Source organism: Rhizobium albus, from assembly GCA_030160035.1.
Lineage (GTDB): Bacteria > Pseudomonadota > Alphaproteobacteria > Rhizobiales > Rhizobiaceae > Georhizobium > Georhizobium albus.
On the sequence record BSNO01000003.1, the window covers coordinates 569,632 to 590,349 of the forward strand.

The 20,718-nt window shown below is 63.1% G+C and carries 18 protein-coding genes; 15 read left to right on the forward strand and 3 right to left on the reverse strand.

Annotation, left to right across the window (positions count from 1 at the left end; all coding sequences use genetic code 11):
• Positions 1–134: 134 nt before the first annotated feature.
• Entirely contained in the window at positions 135–710 is a 576-nt protein-coding gene (locus QQL76_RS10425) for a tautomerase family protein (RefSeq protein ID WP_499207584.1), read from the reverse strand.
• Between the two features lie 90 nt (positions 711–800).
• Here QQL76_RS10425 and QQL76_RS10430 point away from each other — a divergent pair, with 90 nt between their 5' ends.
• From QQL76_RS10430 to QQL76_RS10495, 14 genes are all read left to right on the forward strand, one after another.
• Entirely contained in the window at positions 801–1,682 is an 882-nt protein-coding gene (locus tag QQL76_RS10430) for a GntR family transcriptional regulator (RefSeq protein ID WP_499207585.1), read from the forward strand.
• Positions 1,683–1,715: 33 nt separating this feature from the next.
• Entirely contained in the window at positions 1,716–2,957 is a 1,242-nt protein-coding gene (locus tag QQL76_RS10435; RefSeq protein ID WP_404861766.1) for an ABC transporter substrate-binding protein, read from the forward strand.
• Positions 2,958–3,038: 81 nt separating this feature from the next.
• Positions 3,039–3,911, forward strand: coding sequence for a branched-chain amino acid ABC transporter permease (locus tag QQL76_RS10440; protein ID WP_499207586.1), 873 nt, complete (start codon positions 3,039–3,041; stop codon positions 3,909–3,911).
• 6 nt (positions 3,912–3,917) lie between these two features.
• Positions 3,918–4,895 carry a branched-chain amino acid ABC transporter permease gene (locus QQL76_RS10445; protein WP_499207587.1) on the forward strand — a complete coding sequence of 326 codons (978 nt, stop codon included), beginning with the start codon at positions 3,918–3,920 and terminating at the stop codon, positions 4,893–4,895.
• Positions 4,888–5,643 carry an ABC transporter ATP-binding protein gene (locus tag QQL76_RS10450; RefSeq protein ID WP_499207588.1) on the forward strand — a complete coding sequence of 252 codons (756 nt, stop codon included), beginning with the start codon at positions 4,888–4,890 and terminating at the stop codon, positions 5,641–5,643. Before QQL76_RS10445 ends, QQL76_RS10450 begins: the two co-directional genes overlap by 8 nt.
• Entirely contained in the window at positions 5,636–6,385 is a 750-nt protein-coding gene (locus QQL76_RS10455) for an ABC transporter ATP-binding protein (RefSeq protein ID WP_499207589.1), read from the forward strand. Before QQL76_RS10450 ends, QQL76_RS10455 begins: the two co-directional genes overlap by 8 nt.
• A gap of 3 nt (positions 6,386–6,388) precedes the next feature.
• Positions 6,389–7,654 carry a 3-isopropylmalate dehydratase large subunit gene (locus QQL76_RS10460; RefSeq protein WP_499207590.1) on the forward strand — a complete coding sequence of 422 codons (1,266 nt, stop codon included), beginning with the start codon at positions 6,389–6,391 and terminating at the stop codon, positions 7,652–7,654.
• Positions 7,655–7,656: 2 nt separating this feature from the next.
• Positions 7,657–8,172 (forward strand): LeuD/DmdB family oxidoreductase small subunit, encoded by a 516-nt coding sequence (locus QQL76_RS10465; protein ID WP_404861770.1) that lies wholly within the window; start codon positions 7,657–7,659, stop codon positions 8,170–8,172.
• Positions 8,169–9,044: an isocitrate lyase/PEP mutase family protein gene (locus QQL76_RS10470; protein ID WP_404861771.1), complete on the forward strand. Its 876-nt coding sequence runs from the start codon at positions 8,169–8,171 to the stop codon at positions 9,042–9,044. The genes QQL76_RS10465 and QQL76_RS10470 overlap by 4 nt, the downstream gene beginning before the upstream one ends.
• Entirely contained in the window at positions 9,041–10,732 is a 1,692-nt protein-coding gene (locus QQL76_RS10475) for a hydantoinase B/oxoprolinase family protein (RefSeq protein WP_499207591.1), read from the forward strand. Before QQL76_RS10470 ends, QQL76_RS10475 begins: the two co-directional genes overlap by 4 nt.
• A gap of 8 nt (positions 10,733–10,740) precedes the next feature.
• Positions 10,741–12,795 (forward strand): hydantoinase/oxoprolinase family protein, encoded by a 2,055-nt coding sequence (locus QQL76_RS10480; protein ID WP_499208351.1) that lies wholly within the window; start codon positions 10,741–10,743, stop codon positions 12,793–12,795.
• Between the two features lie 3 nt (positions 12,796–12,798).
• Complete coding sequence (locus QQL76_RS10485) at positions 12,799–13,413, forward strand: cysteine hydrolase family protein (RefSeq protein ID WP_499207592.1); 615 nt, start codon at positions 12,799–12,801, stop codon at positions 13,411–13,413.
• Positions 13,410–14,843, forward strand: coding sequence for an FAD-dependent oxidoreductase (locus QQL76_RS10490; protein WP_499207593.1), 1,434 nt, complete (start codon positions 13,410–13,412; stop codon positions 14,841–14,843). Before QQL76_RS10485 ends, QQL76_RS10490 begins: the two co-directional genes overlap by 4 nt.
• Before the next feature lie 369 nt (positions 14,844–15,212).
• Positions 15,213–16,256 (forward strand): ABC transporter ATP-binding protein, encoded by a 1,044-nt coding sequence (locus tag QQL76_RS10495; RefSeq protein WP_499207594.1) that lies wholly within the window; start codon positions 15,213–15,215, stop codon positions 16,254–16,256.
• 9 nt (positions 16,257–16,265) lie between these two features.
• Here QQL76_RS10495 and QQL76_RS10500 read toward each other — a convergent pair whose 3' ends face one another.
• Together QQL76_RS10500 and QQL76_RS10505 are read right to left on the reverse strand one after the other, a co-directional pair.
• Positions 16,266–18,014, reverse strand: coding sequence for an ABC transporter permease (locus tag QQL76_RS10500; protein WP_499207595.1), 1,749 nt, complete (start codon positions 18,012–18,014; stop codon positions 16,266–16,268).
• Between the two features lie 17 nt (positions 18,015–18,031).
• The gene (locus QQL76_RS10505) at positions 18,032–19,003 is read right to left on the reverse strand and encodes an ABC transporter substrate-binding protein (RefSeq protein ID WP_126007288.1); all 972 of its coding nucleotides are present in this window, start codon (positions 19,001–19,003) and stop codon (positions 18,032–18,034) included.
• Positions 19,004–19,300: 297 nt separating this feature from the next.
• Here QQL76_RS10505 and ugpB point away from each other — a divergent pair, with 297 nt between their 5' ends.
• The gene (gene ugpB, locus QQL76_RS10510) at positions 19,301–20,614 is read left to right on the forward strand and encodes a type 2 periplasmic-binding domain-containing protein (protein WP_499207596.1); all 1,314 of its coding nucleotides are present in this window, start codon (positions 19,301–19,303) and stop codon (positions 20,612–20,614) included.
• Positions 20,615–20,718: the final 104 nt, after the last annotated feature.

Here is a 20,718-nt window from a genome sequence, read left to right on the forward strand (position 1 = left end):
AGCGCTCGATGAGGGCGAGTAGGGCTGGCGGCCTCTGCCGCCGGCTTGAGTGGTAGATTGAAGCCCCAGGAAGGTTGGACACCACTCGCACAGAATCGCCCAAGACGACAGCTATTCGGTCAGCGGCCCGCGGCTTACGGGGCGCTCGCCAAGGTAAGGGATAGATCGTTCCAGACGTCTTGCCGGCGGATGCGTTCTGCCTCGACCTCGAAGCGATCGATGAAACGGGCTCCCTCAAAAGGGCTGCCGTCGAGGCGTTCGCCGTTCAGCGTTCCGGTAACGAAGACGGTCGTGATGGTGCCGCGATAGCTCTCGTCGACGGTCTCGATCGTCTTGCGCACAAAGCGGTAGCGAGGTGCCGCAAATGCGACGAGCTCTTCGAGCTTGGTCAACGCGGTGCCATTGCGGGGGCCCGGAAAGACCATCGTGAAATCCGGATGGACATGGCTGCGTGCGGCTTCGAGATCGCGGTCCTCCATGAGACGAAGGAACTGAAGGACGATGTCGCTTGCCGGGCGCAGTGCTTCACCGGGCGTTCTGGGCACTCGGCCGCGCATGTAGTTCGTTGCGTCGACCTCATCGAACGCCACGGTGACTGCATCCAGCGGCGCCTTCAGCGTGGCGGCGACGGCATCCGTCAGCCGCTCGGCGAGCCTCACCCGGACCTCTTCAGAATACCCCCGTATCAGCGTCGTGCGAACAATCGGCATGAAAATTGGCTCCCGACGAAATTTTGATGCTTGTCATAATGATATATTGTTATATCAATAGTCAACGACAGCAGCGGGGATGGTCTTTCGGTGGTCAGTCGCACAGAGATCGATGAGGCACATGGGCGGCAGCCGGCGACAGGGTCGTCCCGCCGCTCGCGCATCGACCCGGCCTCGCGTGTGCCGCTCTACCACCAGATCCTCGTCATCCTGCGCAATCAAATCTTTTCCGGCGAGCTTCAGCTCGGCGCTGTGCTGCCGGGCGAGCAGGAGCTGGCCGAGCTCTTCAATGTCTCCCGGATCACCGCCAAGCGCGCACTCAATGAACTGGCCGATGCGGGTCTGGTCGTGCGCGAGCGTGGACGTGGGACTCGCGTGTCCGATACGCCGCCACCACCGACGCTGAAAACGTCGGTCGAGGGGTGGTTCGAGAACATATCGCTGATGGGGGTTGCGACCGACGTCGCGGTCCTGGAATTCGACTATGTGCCTGCCAGTCCCGATGTGGCGCAGGCGCTGTCAATTCCGGCGGGAACGACCGTGCAGCGGACGGTGCGCGTGCGCTATCTCGACGGCGAGCCGATGTCGCACCTCCTGACATTCGTTCCCGAGGATATCGGGCGCTCGTTTGATCGCGACGAGATGGGAAATTTCGCGCTGCTTACCCTTCTGGAGCGCTCCGGCGTGAAGGTGGCAGATGCGCGCCAGACAGTTTCAGCTGCGCTGGCCGAGCCTGATATCGCAAGCGCGCTTTCAATCCATGCCGGATCAGCGCTTATCGATGTCAAGCGTGTGGTGCGAGACACGCGCGCCCGGCCAGTTGAATACATCCGCGTGCTTTACCGGCCGGACAAGTATCAGTTCGAAATGAACCTGAAGCGCGTTCACAAGCGCGAAGGCATGCATTGGCAGTCGGAGACGCCGAACATGCCGCCCGAGATCGCCCCACACAATAAAAACAACCGGGGCTGATGAGAAGCAAACCTGCCAGAGAGGACAACAACCATGACCAAGACGACACCATTCAGCATCAAGCGCCGCACCTTCATTGCGGGATCGGGCGCAGCGGCCCTTGCCGCCGGCGTCACGGGGTTTCCGGCCGTGCTGCGCGCGCAGGCACCTGACCCGGTCCGCATCGGCCTCGTGCATCCCGTTACCGGGTTCATTGCCTTTTCGGGCACCCAGTGTCGCGCGGGCGCCGAAATGGCCATCGCCGACATCAATGCGGCAGGTGGCATCCAGTCGCTCGGCGGCGCGCAGCTCGAAGCGATGCTCGCCGACAGTCAGGGCCGGCCGGAACTCGGCGCATCGGAGACCGCGCGCCTGATCGAAGGCGGCGCAGCCGGCATCGTTGCGGGCTTTTCCTCTGCCATCTCGCTCGCCACCACGCAGGAAGCCGCCAAGACGAACACGCCGCATGTGGTGGACGTCGGCGTCGCCGACGATATCGTCAATCGCGGCCTGACGAACACCTTCCGCTTTGCGCCCGGCTACGGCGCCGTGGCGCAGTCGGCCGTCGCCCGCCTGGATGAGATCAACAAGGCGGCAAACAGCCCCGCGAAGACGGCGGTCATCATTCACGAAGAATCGCTCTTCGGCACCGGCACCGCCAATCTGATGAGTGAGGAGCTGCCGAAGATCGGCATCGAAGTCCTGTCCGTCATCCGGCACGCCAATCCGACGCGCGACTTCACCAACATCGCGCTGCAGCTGCGTTCGCTGCAGCCCGATCTCATCATCCCGGCGAACTACTACAACGAGTACGTGCTCCTCGCGCGTACGCTTCGCCAGCAGCGCATCGAGGCCAAGGGCATCTATTCAGTTCTGGGCGGCGCAGCCTCCAACGTGCAGTTTGTCCAGGAATTTCCGGAAGCGGCAGAGTTCATCATGGATTGCAACCACTGGTACGATCCGAACTCGGAAGTGGCACTGCAGCGCCGTGCAGCTGCCGAGGCCAAGAACCTCTTCTACACCTACGAAGTGTTCTGCGCTTACAACGCAGTCGCCTTCCTGGCGGACGCGATCGAGCGTGCGGGCTCGACTGAAAAAGAAGCGGTCATCGAGGCGCTGAACGGCTCGACCTGGGACAATCATGGCATGCCCTATGGCCCCACGGAGATCGTCAACGGCCAAAACCAGGGCGCGCAGGCGGTGAACACGCAGGTACAGAACGGCAAGATCGAGGTCGTCCTGCCGGCCGAGTTCGCCTCGGCGGAAGCAGTCTTCCCGATGCCTTCGGCTGGCTGAGGCCAATTCGCCGATATTGCGGGGCGGTAGCGCCGTCCCGCGACCATCTCCCGCTCATCCTCCACGCACTGGAAAGGTGTCATGGTCGATCCGGTCATTCTGATTCCATCGCTGATCAACGGCCTCACGACGGGCGCGCTCTACGCGCTCGTCGCGCTTGGCCTCACGCTGATCTACGGCGTTCTCCACATCATCAATTTCGCGCATGGCGCGCTTTTGATGCTGGCACTTTTCGGCGTTTTCTTCTTGAACCAGATCTTTGGGATCGATCCCTACTGGGCGCTCCTGATCGTGCCGCCGGCGATGTTCGTGATCGGTTACGGCCTGCAGCGCGGCATTATCGGGAAGGCGAGCCACGGTCGAGACGAAAACATCCTTCTGGTGACGCTCGGGCTCTCGATTATCATCGAGAACATGTCGCTCTATTTCTTCCGCTCCGACACACGGACGGTGGACACGCCGTATTCCTTCGAAGTGGTGGAATTCGCCGGTGCCTTTCTTCCGTTGCCGAAGGTGATCGCCTTCTTCGGCGCCCTCATCACGGCCGGTCTCCTTTGGGCCTTCATGTCCAAGACCGACCTCGGTCGAGCCATCCGTGCACTTGCCAAGGAGCGCAAGGGCGCGCGCCTCGTCGGCATCAATGTCGACCATGTCTTCGCCATGAGCTTCGGCATCGGCATCGGCTGCCTCGGCGTCGCCGCCTGCCTTTTGATGCCGAGCTACTACGTGAACCCGCAGGTCGGTTACGGCTTCGTGCTGATCGCCTTCACGACAGTGGTGCTCGGCGGCATGGGATCCTTCGTCGGGGCCATGATCGGTGGTCTCATCATCGGCGTCGTCGAAGCGATGGGTGGTCTCTTCCTGGGGGATAGCCTCGGCCAGTTCGGCATCTTCGCCATCTTCATCCTCATCCTTCTCTTCCGCCCCACCGGGCTTCTCGGACACAAGGCGTAAGGCGGCATGATCAATCGCAATCAACTTCTGACGCTCCTCATCGTCTTCGCCATCATCGGCACGGCGCCTTTCCTGATCACGCGGGAATCGACGCTCAACACCGTCATCCTGATCCTCTACGTCGCGCTGCTCGGCCAAGCCTGGAACATCCTCGGTGGCTATGGTGGCCAGTTCTCCTTCGGCCATGCAGCCTTCTTCGGTACGGGCGCCTATTCCGTCGCCGTCCTGCAGCTGCAATACGGCATCAATCCCTGGATCGGGCTCTTCATCGGCGGGCTGCTCGCCATGGGCGTTGCGCTCTTCATCGGCTTTGCGAGCTTCCGTTACGGTCTACGCGGCTCCTATTTCGCGCTGGTGACGCTCGCTTTTGCCGAGGTGCTGCGCATCCTGTCGAATTCCGTCTCGTTCACGGGGGGAGGGGTCGGCATTCTGATCCCGCTCAGCCGCGATCCGGCCAACATGCAGTTTGCCAACAATGTCGGCTATTTCTGGCTGATCTGGGCTCTCTGTCTCGCCTGCTTCCTCACCGTGTGGTGGCTCGGACGCTCGCGCTTCGGCGCATGGCTACAGGCCGTGCGCGACAATGAAGACGCGGCACGCGCGCTCGGGGTCGATGTCTTCGCGACCAAGATGAAGGCCGCGGCCCTGTCCGGCTTCTTCTCCGGCCTCGCGGGCGTCTTCTACGCCCAGTTCTATCTCTATCTCGATCCCGCGATTGCGTATGGCTCAGCCGTGTCGATCGAATCCCTGCTGGTGCCGATCATCGGCGGCATGGGGACCCTGTTCGGCCCGCTCATCGGTGCGGCCGTTACTCATCTGCTTGCGGAGACGACCCGTCACTTCGTCGGCGACGTGCCGGGGATCGCGCTCGCGATCTATGGCCTGCTGCTCATTCTCGTCGTCATGTTCCTGCCGCGCGGCCTGATCAGCATCTTCGGTCGCATCGGTGGACTTTTCGGATCGCGGAGGGCAGCCGATGCTTGAGGTCGACGGGATCACCAAGTCCTTCGGTGGATTGAAAGCCGTTGATGGCGTGTCGCTCTCGGTGAAGCAGGGCAGCCTCGTCTCGCTCATCGGACCCAATGGCGCCGGCAAGACGACGTTCTTTGCATTGATTACCGGTTTTCACCGCCCTGACGGCGGCACGGTCCAGTTCGACGGCAAGAACATCATGGGTGCCAAGCCGAGCGATATCGCGCAGGCCGGCATGGTGCGCACATTCCAGATCGTGCAGCCCTTCGCAGGCCAGACAGTGCGTGAGAACATCGCTGTCGGCGCGCATCTTCGCCATGCCTCGCGCCGCGACGCGCTGGATCGCGCCGCCGAAGTGGCCGAAAAGGTCGGGCTCGGCGACAGGCTCGATATGGACGCAGCAAGCCTCACGGTTGCTGGTCGCAAGCGGCTCGAAGTCGCTCGTGCGCTCGCAACAGATCCAAAGCTCGTTCTTTTCGACGAAGTGCTTGCCGGTCTCAATCCGAGCGAGATCCGCGACGTCATCCCCGTCATTCGCGCGGTGCGCGACAGCGGCGTGACCATCTTGCTGATCGAACACGTCATGCAGGCCGTGATGCAGCTTTCCGAATACACCTGGGTGCTTAACCAGGGACGGCTGATTGCGGAGGGACCGCCGCGCGCGGTCGCGGCGGACAAGGCCGTCATCGAAGCCTATCTCGGCCCAGGCATGGCCGCGCGGCTCAGCGCCCAGGCAAAGAGGGAGCCGGCTCATGCCTGACGCTGCAATCGTTGAACGGCCGTTGCCAACGGCCTCGACCGTTCTCAGCGTCAAGGGGCTTCGAGCCGGCTATGGCGCAGTAGAGGTCCTGCGCGGCATCGATATCGAGATCCGCAAAGGGCAGATCGTCGCGCTGCTCGGGTCGAACGGTGTGGGCAAGACGACATTCAATGCCGTTGTGTCGGGTCTGATCAAACCCTGGTACGGCGACGTCGTCTTCAAGGGAAGCAAACTCCCCGGCGGACGGGCGGAGGCTGCAGTGGATGCAGGGCTCAGCCTTGTGCCGGAAGGGCGCTTGATCTTCCCGAACATGACGGTCCACGAGAACCTCGTGCTTGGCAGCTATCGCCGTGGACGCGCCAATCGCGACACAAATATCGATAAGGTGGTCGGCGTCTTCCCGCGGCTTAAGGAACGCTTCTCCCAGAAAGCAGGCACGCTTTCGGGTGGCGAACAACAGATGCTGGCGATCGGCCGCGGCATGATGGCGGAGCCGGAATTGCTCATCCTCGACGAGCCATCTCTTGGACTGTCTCCGCTTCTCGTCGAAGAGATGTTCAATCTCATCAAGCGCCTGAACGAAGAGGGTCTGACGATCCTGCTCGTCGAGCAGAACGTCGTTCAGTCGCTCGAAATCGCAGATCATGGGTTTGTGCTCGAGAACGGCGCGATCAGCCTTTCCGGCTCGGCGCGCGAACTGATGGACGATCCAGACCTCCAGCGCTCCTATCTGGGGATCTGAGCGATGCCTCAAAGTCTTGCACAGAAGATCATTGCGCGTGCATCCGGACGCAGCCATGTCGCAGTGGGCGATGTGGTGACCGCTCGGGTCGATCTCGCCATGATCCACGATTCCGGCGGGCCGCGCCGGGTCGAGCCGATCCTCAAGCGTCTTGGCGTCGGCCTTCACGACAAGGACAAGGTCGTCCTCGTCTCCGACCATTACGTGCCGGGTGACACGGAAGAGGGGGCTGCAATCCTGCAACTGACCCGCCGCTGGGCAGCCGAGAAGGGCGTGACCTTCTATGATGGCGAAGGCATTTGCCACGTCGTGCTACCTGAGAGAGGGCATCTGAAGCCCGGCATGTTCGTCGTCGGCGGTGACAGCCACTCGCCGACCGGTGGCGCCTTCGGTGCCTACATGTTCGGTATCGGCGCGACAGAGATGGCAGGTGTGCTGGCAACAGGCGAAATCTGGATCAAAGTTCCAGAGACGATCCGCATCGAGTGGTCCGGAACGCTCGGGCCGCGCTTGATGGCCAAGGACATGCTGCTTGCGATGTGTGGCCGGCTTGGCATGGATGGTGGACGCTATCAGGCCATCGAATATGCCGGCGATACTGTCCGCGGGCTTGGCATGCAGGAGCGGATGACGCTCTCCAACATGGCCGCCGAACTGGGGGCCCAGGCGGGTCTGATTGCTCCTGATCAAACGACGATGGCGTGGCTAGCCGAGCATGGCGCGACCGATTTGCCCGATCCGGCGCACTGGCAACCGGATATTGATGCGGTTCCGGACGAGCTTCACCGGTTCGATGCGGAGACACTCGTGCCCCAGGTTGCCGCGCCCCATTCTCCCGCCAATTCGGCCCCCATCGATGCATATGAGCCGACGGACATCGACGTCGCCTATATCGGAGCCTGTACCGGGGCGAAATATGCCGACCTCAAGGCGGCAGCCGAGATCATTCGCGGGCGCACGCTTGCAAAGGGCGTCGAGCTTCTCGTCGCACCGTCCTCGAAGCGCGATCAGGATCGCGCCGCCGACGAAGGCATCATGAAAGTGCTCGAAGATGCCGGTGCAAAAGTGCTGCCGAATGCGTGCGGTATCTGCGCCGGCTATGGCTCCGCGCGTCTCGGCGAGGACGTGACCTGCATCTCGACAACGGCGCGCAATTTCCGCGGCCGCATGGGCGCACATTCATCGAAGGTCTATCTCGGCTCACCCTATACGGTCGCCGCATCCGCTCTCGCGGGGCGGATCGTCGATCCGCGCGATATCGGAGCATGACGATGGTTTTCCCCAGTCACCGTGCCTTCGTTTTAGGCGATGACATCGACACCGACGCGCTTGCCCCCGGCCAGTACATGGGCGGCGGCATCGAGGCGCTCGCCGCCCATTGCCTCGAGGCTGTGGACCCGGACTTCGCGTCATCCGTGCAGCCGGGCGACATCGTCGTCGCTGGCAAGAATTTCGGTATGGGATCGTCCAGGGAGCAAGCCGCGCAGGCACTCCGCCATCTCGGCATTGGCGCAGTCGTTGCGCGATCCTTCGCCGGCATCTTTTATCGCAACGCGATCAATCTCGGCCTTCCAGTGTTCGTCTCGGCTGGAGACACCTCCATGCTTCGTCCCGGCGACCCGGTCGAAATCGATATCGACGGCGCAGCTCTTGTCACGCAAACCGGGCGGATCGCGCTCGAGCCGCTGCCCGATTTCCTCCTGGACATGATCGCCGATGGCGGCCTCGTTCCTCATCTCGAAAAGCGGTTCGCCGCAAGCGCCAGCCCGAAGGAGACTGCAACATGACGCGCCTCAAAGCGCGCCTCGCAGAGCAGCGCATCGTCGTCGCTCCAGGCATCTATGATGGATTGTCAGCGCTCGTCGCTGAACAGTGCGGTGCCGAGGCGATCTATCTGTCGGGCGCTTCGCTCGCCTACACCCGTTTTGGTCGACCCGATATCGGGCTCGTTTCGGTCAGTGAGGTGGCCGATGCGGTCGGCGCCATCTGCGAGCGGGTTTCGCTGCCGCTGATCGTCGATGGCGACACAGGCTTCGGCAATGCACTGAATGTGCAGCGCACGGTGCGCATGTTCGAACGCATGGGCGCTGCCGCAATCCAGATTGAGGACCAGACGATGCCCAAGCGGTGCGGGCATCTGAACGGCAAATCGCTGGTGTCCACCGGCGAGATGGTCGGCAAGATCAAGGCTGCGGCCGATGCACGTCAGGACGAGCATTTTGTCGTTATCGCGCGCACCGACGCGATCGGTGTCGATGGGTTCCAGGCTGGGCTCGACCGCGGCGCGGCCTATGCGGAAGCGGGTGCCGATGTCGTCTTCGTGGAGGCACCGAGGTCGGTCGACGAGATGGAGTCCATCGTGTCCACCCTTGGCTCACGGGTTCCGCTGATGGCGAACATGGTCGAAGGCGGAAAGACGCCGACGCTGACAGCCAACGACCTGGAAGCAATCGGCTTTTCGCTCGTCATCTTCCCCGGCGGGCTTACCCGCGCGGTGGCACGCACGATGCGCGCCTATTTCGAGAGCTTGCTGGCGCACGGATCCAACGCGCCGTTCAAGCAGCACATGTACGACTTCGCCGGCATCAATGCCGTTGTGGGAACCGACGAAATGCTGGCTGCGGGTGCAGCCTATGACGAAAAGAGGTTCGAACCATGATCGATCCCGTTCTTCTCGCCATCCTCAAGGGACGGCTTGAACAGATCGCCGACGAGATGGATGCGACGCTGTTCCGCTCTGCGTTCAACCCCATCATCGCCGAGGCCCACGATGCCTCGCACGGCATCTATGATGCGGTCACCGGAGACACTCTGGTACAGGGAAAGTCCGGACTGCCCATCTTCGTCGGTGTCATGGCCTTTGCGGTAAAGGCGGTCATCGAGAAGTCAGCGAAATCCGGTGGCCCCAAGGACGGCGACGTCTGGATCTTCAACGACCCCTATGCCGGCGGCACGCATTTGTCCGATTTCAGGTTGGTGCGTCCCTTATTCCGCGATGGCAAGGTATTCTGCTACCTCGCCTCGGTCGGCCATTGGCACGATGTGGGCGGCAACGTGCCGGGCAACTACAATCCGGTCGCGACGGAAAGCTTCCAGGAGGGGATGCTGATCCCGCCGGTCAAGCTCTACGACCGTGGCGAACTGCGTCAGGACGTGATCGATATCCTGTCGTCGAATTCACGCCTGCCCAACTCGCTGTTCGGCGATCTCAACGGCCAGATCAACGCGCTCGATCTCGGCGTCAAGCGCATGGAGGAGCTTCTTGCCGACTATGGCGACGGCACAGTCGAGGCGGCGCTCGGAGAACTGAAGGCGCGCGCAGCCCAACTCATGCGGGCAGAGATCAAGGCACTTCCGCAGGGCACCGTCTCGGCTGAGGATTTTCTCGATAATGACGGCATTGTCGACGAACCACTGCGCATCGCGCTCGATCTCAAGATCGAAGGCGAACGCATGGTGATGGATTTCTCGCGCTCGTCTCCAGCCTGTGCCGGCCCCGTCAACATCTCGCGCGCCACCACCATTGCCGCCTGCTATGTGGCGCTCAAGCATATTTTCGGCGATGTACCGGCCAATGCCGGCGTGCTCGAGCCGGTCGAGTTCGTGATCCCCGAGGACAGCCTGCTTTCGGTCCGCGCGCCGAAGCCCGTCGGCGGCTACACCGAAACGATCCTGCGCCTGATCGACGTGGTCTTTCAGGCAATCGCGACCATTGCGCCTGAGCGGTCCAATGGCTGCGCTTACGGCACGATCAACGCACTGTCGCTCGCCGGCTATCGTGGTCCGGACAAGAAACGCTGGGTCATGTTCTCGTTCTTCGGTGGCGGCCATGGTGGCCATCCGGAAGGTGATGGGCTGAACCACGGCAATGCGCCGATTTCGACGGCAACGATCCCGCCGCTCGAGATCCTTGAGGCGGCCTATCCCGTCATGTTCACGCAATGGGGGCTGCGCCAAGATTCCGGCGGAGCCGGCAAGAGCCGCGGTGGACTCGGCGCCGTTTATGAGCTGGAACTCCTGGAGGAAGAAGCCGACGTTTTCCTGTTCGGCGAGCGCGGTCGCTTTGCGCCGAAAGGCGTCGTCGGCGGCGGCGATGCGGCGCTGAACCGCTTCAGCTACGAGCAGACCGATGGCGAGAAGACCCCGCCCATGGCGTCCAAGATGGTCGGCATCAAGCTGAAGCGCGGCCAGAAGGTCAGGCTCGAGACGCCGGGCGGCGGCGGTTACGGCGATCCGGCGGAGCGCGATCGGGCAGCCATCGAACGTGACGTGGCACTCGGTTTCGTCAGCGAGGAAGCGGCCGAACGCGATTACGGGTTCCAGTCGAACAAGAAGGACGCGGCCTGATGGGTGGCATGAGTTCGAAGCGCTACGTGATCGGCGTCGATGTCGGCGGTACCTTCACCGATATTTTCGTTTACGACCAGATTGCGCACACCGTGCAGACGACGAAGATTCCGTCGACGCGTGGCGACCAGTCGCGCGGTTTCGCCGAAGGCATCGCGCGCATCGTGCCGGACTTCTCCGAAATCGCGACCGTCGTTCACGGCACCACTGTCGGCACCAACGCGCTTCTGGAACGTAAGGGTGCGCGCACGGGCATCATCACCACGCGCGGCTTCCGCGACATCCTCGAGATGCGCCGCCGCGATCGTCCGACGACCTGGGGCTTGTGGGGCCAGTACCAGCCCGTCATCAGCCGCGAGGATCGCGTCGAGGTTTCCGAGCGCGTGCTCGCGGACGGAACCGTGCGCGAGGCGGTCAACGACGATGAAGTCCGCCAGCAGGCCGAGGCGTTGAAGGCCGCTGGCTGCGAGGCCGTCTGCGTCTTCTTCGTCAACGGCTATGCCAACGACGCCAACGAGCGCCAGGCCGTGGAGACCGTGCGCGCCGTCTGGCCCAACGGATACGTCACGGCGGCGACTGAGATCGTGCCGGAAATCCGTGAGTTCGAGCGGCTTTCGACCGCTGCGCTCAACGCCTATCTGCAGCCGGTGGTGTCGTCCTATCTCGACCGCCTGGAAAAGACGCTAAAGGAGCGCGGCTTTGCCGGCGACATTCTGATCGTGCAGTCGAATGGCGGTGTGATGGCGATCGATACCGCCAAGCGCTTCCCTGTGCGCACCGCGCTCTCCGGCCCGGCGGCCGGCGTCATGGCCGCGCAGGCGATAGCGCAGGCGGCAGGCTTTGCCAATGTGATAACCTGCGACATGGGCGGCACCTCCTTCGACGTGTCGCTTGTGGCGGCTGGCGAAAGCGCGTTGTCGGCGCAGACGTCGATCGACTTCGGGCTCGTCGTGCGCACGCCGATGATCGAAATCTCCACCATTGGTGCCGGCGGCGGGTCGATCGCAGGCATCGACAATGGCGGCATTCTGCAGGTCGGGCCGGAATCGGCGGGCTCCGATCCCGGACCGGTGTGCTACGGGCTCGGTAACGACCGCCCAACGGTGACGGACGCGAACGTGGTGCTCGGGCGCATCAATGCCGAGCGTCCCATCGGTGGCAAGCTTGCGCGACTCGACGTCGAGGCTTCGCGCCGTGCAATCGCCACCCATGTTGCCGACCCTCTCCGGATTACCGTTGAAGACGCCGCCGAGGCGATCCTCAAGATCGCCAATGCAAAGATGGCAGGAGCGATCCGGCTCGTCTCGATCGAGCGCGGTCACGACCCGGCCGAGTTTTCCGCCATGCCCTTCGGCGGCGGTGGTTCGCTGCACACAGGCGCGCTCATCAAAGAAGTGGGGCTCAAATCCGCGCTCGTCCCGCGCTTCCCCGGCGTCACATCCGCACTTGGATGCGTGGTCGCCGACATGCGCCATGACCGTGTGCAGACCGTGAACCGCCTGCTCGACGGCCTCGACGCAGGTGCCTTGGGCGAAGAGATGGTGCGCGTTGCCGATGAGACGGCCTTGCTTCTCGATCAGGCGGGCGTCGCTTTCGAACGCGTGGACCGGATCTACGAGCTCGACATGCTCTATCTCGGCCAGACGCATACGGTTTCGGTGCCGCTCGACATTCCCGTCGCCGGTCTGACTGGAGACGGCGTGCGAACTGCCTTCGAAGACGCGTACCGGACAACCTTCGGACGTCTGCTCGACGGTATTCCGATGCGCGTTATGAACTACCGCATCGCCGTCATCGGGCGCAGGCCGGCCTTCGACATGGGCGCCTTCGCGCCGGTGACGGACCGGACTGCAGAACAATGTCGCACCGGATCGAGGCACATCTATGCCGACGGCGCCTGGCATGATGCCGTGCTTTATGACCGTCATGCGTTGCCTGTCGGAGCCCGGGTTGAGGGCCCGGCGATCCTCGAACAGGCGGACACCACGATCTTCATCGATCCGGGGCTCAAGGGCACCGTCGATGCGTTCGGCAATGTCGTCATCGACAGGATGGCGGGCTGAGTCATGGCTGGAGGCTCTGTTGATTTGGCGCGAACAGCGCTTCTGATCGTCGATCTCCAGAATGACTTCGTCCATCCCGATGGCGCCTATGGGCGGGCCGGGCAGACGGCGGAGATGATCGCAGCACTGCCCGAACGTCTTCGGCCGCTGGCCGAGGCGCTTCGGGCTCGCGGCGGCTTTGTCGTCTCGACGCAGTTTACGCTCGTGCCGGGTCGCGGCGGTGAGCCCATGATCTCGCCGCACCTGAAGGAACTGCGCCCGTTCCTTGCAAAAGGGGATTTCGAGCCGGGCAGCTGGGGACATCGTCTCGTCGATACGCTCCAGCCCGCTGACTTCGTCGTTGAGAAGGTCGCCTATTCGGCGTTCTTCCAGTCGCGGATGGAGTTCGTGCTGAAGAAGGCCGGGATCGACACGCTCTTCGTCTGCGGCATCGTGACCAATGGCGGCGTGGCGTCGACGGTCCGGGACGCGCATGTTCGCGACTTCCGCACCTTCGTTCTGTCCGACGGCTGCGGGTCCTTCTCGCAGGCGACCCATGACAACGCCATCCGCGATCTCTCGACCGTCACCAAGGCAATCACGGTCGCAGACGCTCTGGCGATGGTGACCGGCGCATGAGCGCTATCCTGCCGGCAGCCGAACTGCGAGCGGACGCCGCGATCGATGTGGCGGTCATCGGCGCTGGCGCCTGCGGCTTGGTGGCCGCCATGCGCGCAGCCGAAGCAGGCGCGGACGTGCTGGTGCTTGAGCGCGACGCCAAGGCCAGCGGATCGACCTCCATGTCCTCGGGCTTCATCCCGGCACCGGCAACGCGCTTCCAGCGCGCCATCGGGATTGACGACGACACGCCCGATCGCTTCGCGGCCGACATTCAGTCCAAGACGAAGAACCGAGCCGACGCCGGCCTTGTCGAGACGGTTTCAAGCGCGATCGGTCCGGCGCTGGAATGGCTGGGCGACAGCCACGGCCTCGAATGGATCGTGCTTGATGATTTCCTTTATCCCGGGCACTCTCGCCACCGCATGCATGCGGTACCGGAAAAGACGGGCGCCGCGCTGCTCCAGCGGCTCGCAACAGCCGCTGACGCCGCGGGCGTGATGGTCGCAACCGGGGCGCATGTCACCGGACTCTTTGTCGAAGGCGATCGCATTTGCGGGCTCCGCATCGAGCGAGCCGACGGTCAGGAAGAGCACCTTGCATGCAATGCTCTGGTGCTCGCATGCAATGGCTTTGGCGGCAACGCCGAGATGGTGGCGCGCCATATCCCCGAAATGGAAGGGGCTCCCTATTACGGACACACCGGCAATCAGGGCGATGCGGTGCTCTGGGGGCAGACGTTGGGCGCAGACATTCGAGATCTCTCCAGCTATCAGGGCCACGGCTCGCTCGCTTACCCGCATCAGATCCTGATTTCCTGGGCGCTGATGATGGAGGGCGGAGTTCAGGTCAACGCAGAGGGCCGCCGCTTCTCCAACGAGCATGGGGGCTATTCGGAGCAGGCCGTCCACGTGCGCGCACAGCCGGGCGCTATGGCCTGGAACATCTACGACCAGCGCATCCATAACTTCGCGCAGTCCTTCCCGGATTATCGCGATGCGATGGAGGCCGGTGCAATCCGGCAGGCGGCAGATATTACGGGTCTGGCACGCGTGATCGGCGTCGAAGCCGGCGCACTTTCGGATACATTCGAAGCCGTAGCCGCCTTTCAAGACGGGACAGCCGATGACACCCACGGCCGAGATTTTTCGACCAAGCCGGCGCTGGAAGCCCCTTATTTTGCGGTGAAGGTCACCGGCGCGCTTTTCCATACGCAAGGCGGATTGATGGTCGATTCCTCAGCCCGCGTGCTTTCGGTTTCAGGCATGCCATTCGCCAATCTGTTCGCCGGCGGTGGAGCCGCCTGTGGCGTATCCGGTCCCGAGGTGTCCGGTTACCTCTCCGGCAACGGCCTCTTGACCGCTGTCGCTCTCGGCTACATCGCCGGCCGCGGCGCGGCGCAGGTGGCACTGGTACAACAATCACCCCTTTCAAGAGCCCAAATTTTATGAACTCGACGGTAGAGCAACTGGTTGAACTGACGTCAGAGGCCAAGTTGAGGTCGAAAGCCATTTTCGAGTTCAACCACTTTTCAAGCGGCAGCTAGCCGCCCGCGGCACCCAAAAACGGACTGTCCAAACTCGGCCCCGAATCCGCCAAAGAAATTATGGTGTGGCCCTGCCTCCTCGGACGCCTGCTAGAACCAAGAGGGTCGACCGCGACGAGGAGAGCGAACCGTGGGTCATAAGGCAGGGATTTTCGTTTTGCATGAGGACCTCTGTAAGTCGTTTGTCCTTCAAGGCACCAAAAAATGAATCGCCAGCTTCCAGCTTGGTCGACACTGTCGCTCGACTGTCACAAAAGGCTGGCAAGCAGCGCTGATGGTTCACATCAGTCTTGCCGGCATTACCCGCCGCTTCGGAGCCGAGCGCGCGCTCGACACGGTTAGCCTCGATCTGCCTGCCGGATCCTTCACTTCGTTGCTGGGGCCGTCGGGCTGCGGGAAGACGACGATGTTGCGACTGATTGCGGGTTTCGACAAACCCGATGAGGGAACCATCAAATTCGACGGGCAGACTGTTGCCGATCGGGATCGTCATGTGCCGCCAGAACGGCGCGGCGTTGGCGTGGTATTTCAGTCCTACGCGCTCTGGCCGCATATGGACGTAGACTCAAACATTGCCTACCCGCTTGCGACCCGTGGCGTGTCGGGCGCCGAGAGCGCGCGGCGGGTTGCCGAAGTTCTGGAGACGGTGGGTCTTGCCGGCTTCGGGAAGAGGCGCGTCGAAGAACTGTCCGGTGGCCAGCGGCAGCGCGTGGCGCTCGCGCGCTGCGTGGTGGCAGAGGCGCGGATCATTCTCTTCGACGAACCCCTCGCAAATCTCGACATGCATCTCCGTGCCACCATGGTCGATGCCTTCCGCGATATTCACCGGCGCTTGGGCGCAACTATGGTCTATGTGACGCACGACCAGTCGGAGGCACTCGCCCTGTCCGATCGCATCGCAGTCATGAAAGACGGGCGCATCCTGCAATGCGCGGCCCCGACCGAGATCTATCGCGCCCCGATCGATGAAAGCGTGGCAGGCTTCGTTGGCCGCGGAGCCCGCCTCGATGCGACATGGCACTCGGGCGGTGAAGGCACGGCGGACGTCGAGATTGGCGGACACCGGTTCTTTGCGCGCTGCTCTGCTTCCGTCAGCGGTCCGAAGGTGCGCGTTCTGCTGCGCCCCGAGGCCCTGTCGCTCGCCGCAACGGGCATACCGGCGCGCGTCGTGTCGACAATCTATCGTGGGCCGGTTTTCGAAGTCTCTCTCGAGATCCCCGGTCAACGGGAGCTCGTCGTGGTCGATTGCGCCGAGCCGCCGGTGCCGGGTGCGAACGTTCAGATCGCTGTGTCGGATGCCTGGATCATTCCGCGCTGAGGTGAAGGCTCAACGCCAGGGCAGAACGCCTTGCGGCAAACGGGTCGCCAGCCGGTCGAGCACGGCGAGCAAGGCAACGACAACGACGACCGTCGCGACGGCAATCGCGGCAGCCTGCGGTCCGAGCCCCGCTTCCTGAAGGCTGAACAGAACGACACCGAGCGTCTCATTGCGGCTCGACCACAGCAGCGCCGACACGGTGAGCTCGTTGAAGGCACTCATGAACACCAAAAGCGCAGCAGCCACGGCGGCCGGCGTGGCGAGCGGTGCCGTGATGGTCACCACCCGGCGCAGCGGCGAGGCCCCGCAGGTCGCCGCCGCCTCGTCGAACTCCAGCGGAATGCGCGTCACGGCATTGGCCACTGGCTTCATGGCGAGCGTCAGGAACCGCATGAGATAGGCGATGAGAATGATCCAAGCCGTGGCGTAAAGACTGCCGATCAGTGGCAGCGGCCGCAGGAACAGCAGGATGCAGGCGATGGCAAGCACGATACCCGGCAGCGCATAGGGCAGCTCGGCGATGCCTTGCAGGATCCGGCGTGACGGCGTGCTGAACCGCTCCAGCACGATGGCGATCGGAATGGCGACTGCGGCCAGGATCAACGCCGCAGCACCCGCCAGCATCGCCGAATTCTGGAACGCCCGGATCGTCGATGCCTGCCGCAGCAGGACCTCTTCGAAATTGGCAAAAGTCATGGTTTGTAGGGTCAGCGGAACGCCGAAGGCGGGCACCAAGGATGTGGTCAACAGCGCAAGGGCCGGCATCAGCAGCACGACTGTCAAAAGCAGCCATGCGAGGCCTGCAGCGGGATAGCGCCATTGCCCCAGGCTGATCCGTGCCGCTCGCCCCTGACCGTAACGGGTCGTGCGCCCGCGCATCGCGAAGGATTGCGCGAGGATCCCGAGAAGGGCGAGCACGCCGATGAGAACCGACAGGCTTGCCATCTGCGGCAGGACGCCGGGGCCGAAGCTGGACATCTGGCGGTAGATGAGCGTCGGCAGGGTCAGGTAGTTGACCGGCAGCCCGAGGAGCGCGGGAATCCCGAAATTGCCGATGCCAGACACGAAGGCGAGCGCGCCGGCTCCAGCGATCCACGGCCGCATCAGGGGAAGAACGATCGTGTAGAGCGCGCGCAACGGAGTTGCACCAGAGGCGCGTGCGGCTTCGATCAGGTCGCCCGGCAGCCCGACCAGGCCGGCGCGAAGCGTGATGAAGACGATCGGCGCGTGCTGGACGCCGAAGAGCAGGATGATGCCTTGTCGACCGAGGATGGGGTTCGGCGTTCCGGGTGCTGGCGCGATCCCCAGCATGTTGAGAAGCGTGCTGGACGGGCCGGTCATGTGCAGCCAGGAGAGCGCTGTCACCTGCGGCGCGATGATCAGCGGCAGAAGCAGTAGGAAGCCGAGTGAGCGCCGCGTCGGCATATCGGTCATCGCCACCGCAAAGGCGAAAGGCCCGCCGATCAGAAGCGCGATCACGGCGCCGAAGAAGGCCGTGTCGAGCGTGTTCCACATGGCGCGCAACGTGGAGGCGCGTGTCCACTGCTCACCGACGATCGAGAGATCGAAGACGAGCCCAGGCGCAACCGCGGCCAGAATGATCCGCGCGATCGGCAGGAGGCCGAGAACGAGGATGACGCTGATGACAAAGAGGGCCGCGATGCGCGGCCCAACCCTGTTGGCGATTGCCGCCCCCCGCAGGCGATGTGCGAGCGGGGCGGCGGCTTGGCCGGACAGGCTGTGTGAAAGTTCAGGCATTTGCCCTCGGCAAAGTCCTACTGGCCCATCAGTTCGGAGAAGCGTTCCTTGTTCGCAGCGTCGTCGGCAAGAGCGGCAGCGGCGTCATAGGGAAGCACGTTGATGGTCGACCGATCCGGGTACCCTTCGGGCAAGCCTGCATCGGCGCGGGCAGGAATATAGCCTTGCTGGACTGCGAGCGACTGACCTTCTTCGGACAGCAGGAAGTTCACGAACGCCTTGGCAGCCTCAGGGTTCTGCGTGGTTGACAGAATGGCGACCGGCTCGGTGACGGCCGAGACGCCTTCGGTCGGGAACACGAACTCCACCGGCGCGCCTTTGGCTTTTTCGCGGATGGGCATGAAGTCGACGATCATGCCGTAAAGCTTGTCGCCGCCCGAGACCGCCTGCAGAACGTCGCCATTGCCGCCCGATGCCTGCGCACCGTTTTCAGCCAGCGCACTGTAGAAATCCCAGCCATTGTCCAGGTTTCCGGTAAGCGTCACGGTATGGATCATCGCGGCGCCCGATGTCAGGGGGCTCGGCATCGCGATCATGTTTGCCGCTTCCGGCTTGGTGAGATCGAGCCAGCTCGTCGGAACCATCGGCGCGTTGGTGTTGTAGACGATGCCGGTGGTGATCAGCTTTGTCGGGAAATAGGTGCGGTCGGCGTCGACGAGCGCTTCGTCGATCCCTTCGATCTCAGCTTCTGGGAAGGCGAGAAGCCGGCCATCGGCCTTGAGGCCTTCCATCGTGACGATGTCGGCGATCAGGAGCACGTCTGCCTGCGGCTGGCCGGCCTCGATCTCGGCCGACAGCTTCGCCATGATCCTCGGCGTGCCGTCGCGCACCCACTCGACGGTCACGTCCGGATATTTTGCCATGAAGGCATCGGCGGTCTGCTGCGCATCCGTGTTCGGCTGGCTTGTGTAGAGAACGAGCGTGCCCTCGGCTGCGAGAGCGGACGATGATGCGGCGGCAAGCACCAGGGCGGCGAGAAGTGTGCGCATGTTCAAAGCTCCGTTGTGCAAGGGGCACAGCCGGTAGCCCCGCCCCCTTCGACTGCGGCTCTTCTAGTGGCGCTCTATAACGGTTGCGTGACGCTGCGGCGCATGTCGCCCTGAAGAGCATGCGGGCAGCGGCGTGGGTGACGAACACGGCGTTTGCAGACGAGGACGAATGCGTCTCGGCTTGCAGTTGCACTGTCATCCAAGCGTCATTTCAGGTTCAACCCACTGTCACGCTTCGGCTCTATCGCTGCGCCTGCGTCGCCGTCTGTCTCGGCGCGCAGGGTCCAGGAGAGAACCATGAAGAAAGCACTTCTGGCAGCGCTGCTGCTGTCGACCAGCCTGACGCAGGCAAACGCTGCCGAAATCCAGTGGTGGCACGCCATGGGTGGCGAATTGGGCGCGAAGCTCGAAGCCATCGTCGCTGATTACAATGAGAGCCAGGACGAGCACACGGTCGTGCCGACCTACAAGGGCACGTACCCCGAGACGATGACGGCAGCCATCGCCGCGTTCCGCGCCAACGAGCAGCCGCATATCGTCCAGGTCTTCGAAGTCGGCACCGGCACCATGATGGCCGCCGAAGGCGCAGTCTATCCGGTTTACGAAGTGATGGCGGACGCCGGCGAAGAATTCGATCCCGCCAACTTCCTGCCTTCGGTCGTCGGCTACTACACCGACACGGACGGCAACATGCTGTCGATGCCGTTCAACTCGTCGACGCCGATCGTCTACTACAACAAGGACGTTTTCGCAGAAGCCGGTCTCGACCCCGAACAGCCGCCGCGCACCTGGGAAGAGCTGGAGCAGTTTTCCCAGCAGATCATCGAATCGGGTGCAGCCACCTGCGGCTTCACCTCCGGCTGGATCTCCTGGATTCACCTCGAAAACCTGTCGGCCTGGCACAATCAGCCGATCGGCACGATGGAGAACGGCTTCGGCGGCCTCGGCACTGAACTGACCGTCAATGGCGACGTCCAGACCCGACACTGGGAAAACCTGGCCCGCTGGCAGCAGGAAGGCATCTTCCAGTATGGTGGACCGGTCGGTGGTGACGATGCCCCGCCAAAGTTCTACGCCCAGGAATGCGCGATCTACATGAATTCGTCCGCCTCGCGCGCCGGTGTCGTCGAAAATGCGACCGACTTCGAAGTCGGCTACGGCATGCTGCCCTACTACGAGGATGTCGAAGGCGCTCCGCAGAACTCGATCATCGGCGGTGCGACGCTGTGGGTTCTCCAGGGCAAGGCAGAAGAAGACTATGCCGGCGTTGCCGACTTCTTCTCCTATCTGTCGTCGCAGGAAGTTCAGGCCAAGTGGCACCAGGAAACCGGTTACCTGCCGATCACGCAGGCTGCCTATGACCTCGGCCAGGAGCAGGGCTTCTACGCTGAAAATCCAGGTTCCGACGTCTCGATCGAGCAGATCACGCTCAACGAGCCGACCGAAAACTCCAAGGGCCTGCGCTTCGGCAACTACGTCCAGATCCGCACGGTCATCGACGAGGAATTCCAGGCACTCCTGGCCGGCAGCAAGACCGCTGAAGAAGCGCTCGACGCTGTCGTGGAGCGGGGCAACGAGCTGATCCGCGAATTCGAAGAGATCAACGGCTGAACTTTTTGAAGCCAACAGCTTCAACCTGTCACCTGCAGGCGGGCCGATCTCATCGGTCCGCCTGCACCGTTCCGAATGGGTTCCTGCCCGTCAATCCCGGTTGA

Bases quoted from the DNA above. Each gene is read 5' to 3' on its own strand.
- QQL76_RS10445 (WP_499207587.1), top strand. From the start codon at position 3,918: ATGATCAATCGCAATCAACTTCTGACGCTCCTCATCGTCTTCGCCATC.
- QQL76_RS10450 (WP_499207588.1), top strand. From the start codon at position 4,888: ATGCTTGAGGTCGACGGGATCACCAAGTCCTTCGGTGGATTGAAAGCC.
- QQL76_RS10485 (WP_499207592.1), top strand. From the start codon at position 12,799: ATGGCTGGAGGCTCTGTTGATTTGGCGCGAACAGCGCTTCTGATCGTC.
- QQL76_RS10465 (WP_404861770.1), top strand. From the start codon at position 7,657: ATGGTTTTCCCCAGTCACCGTGCCTTCGTTTTAGGCGATGACATCGAC.
- QQL76_RS10505 (WP_126007288.1), bottom strand. From the start codon at position 19,003: ATGCGCACACTTCTCGCCGCCCTGGTGCTTGCCGCCGCATCATCGTCC.
- QQL76_RS10470 (WP_404861771.1), top strand. From the start codon at position 8,169: ATGACGCGCCTCAAAGCGCGCCTCGCAGAGCAGCGCATCGTCGTCGCT.
- QQL76_RS10425 (WP_499207584.1), bottom strand. From the start codon at position 710: ATGCCGATTGTTCGCACGACGCTGATACGGGGGTATTCTGAAGAGGTC.
- QQL76_RS10475 (WP_499207591.1), top strand. From the start codon at position 9,041: ATGATCGATCCCGTTCTTCTCGCCATCCTCAAGGGACGGCTTGAACAG.
- QQL76_RS10500 (WP_499207595.1), bottom strand. From the start codon at position 18,014: ATGCCTGAACTTTCACACAGCCTGTCCGGCCAAGCCGCCGCCCCGCTC.
- QQL76_RS10435 (WP_404861766.1), top strand. From the start codon at position 1,716: ATGACCAAGACGACACCATTCAGCATCAAGCGCCGCACCTTCATTGCG.
- QQL76_RS10440 (WP_499207586.1), top strand. From the start codon at position 3,039: ATGGTCGATCCGGTCATTCTGATTCCATCGCTGATCAACGGCCTCACG.
- QQL76_RS10480 (WP_499208351.1), top strand. From the start codon at position 10,741: ATGAGTTCGAAGCGCTACGTGATCGGCGTCGATGTCGGCGGTACCTTC.
- QQL76_RS10455 (WP_499207589.1), top strand. From the start codon at position 5,636: ATGCCTGACGCTGCAATCGTTGAACGGCCGTTGCCAACGGCCTCGACC.
- QQL76_RS10495 (WP_499207594.1), top strand. From the start codon at position 15,213: ATGGTTCACATCAGTCTTGCCGGCATTACCCGCCGCTTCGGAGCCGAG.
- ugpB (WP_499207596.1), top strand. From the start codon at position 19,301: ATGAAGAAAGCACTTCTGGCAGCGCTGCTGCTGTCGACCAGCCTGACG.
- QQL76_RS10490 (WP_499207593.1), top strand. From the start codon at position 13,410: ATGAGCGCTATCCTGCCGGCAGCCGAACTGCGAGCGGACGCCGCGATC.
- QQL76_RS10460 (WP_499207590.1), top strand. From the start codon at position 6,389: ATGCCTCAAAGTCTTGCACAGAAGATCATTGCGCGTGCATCCGGACGC.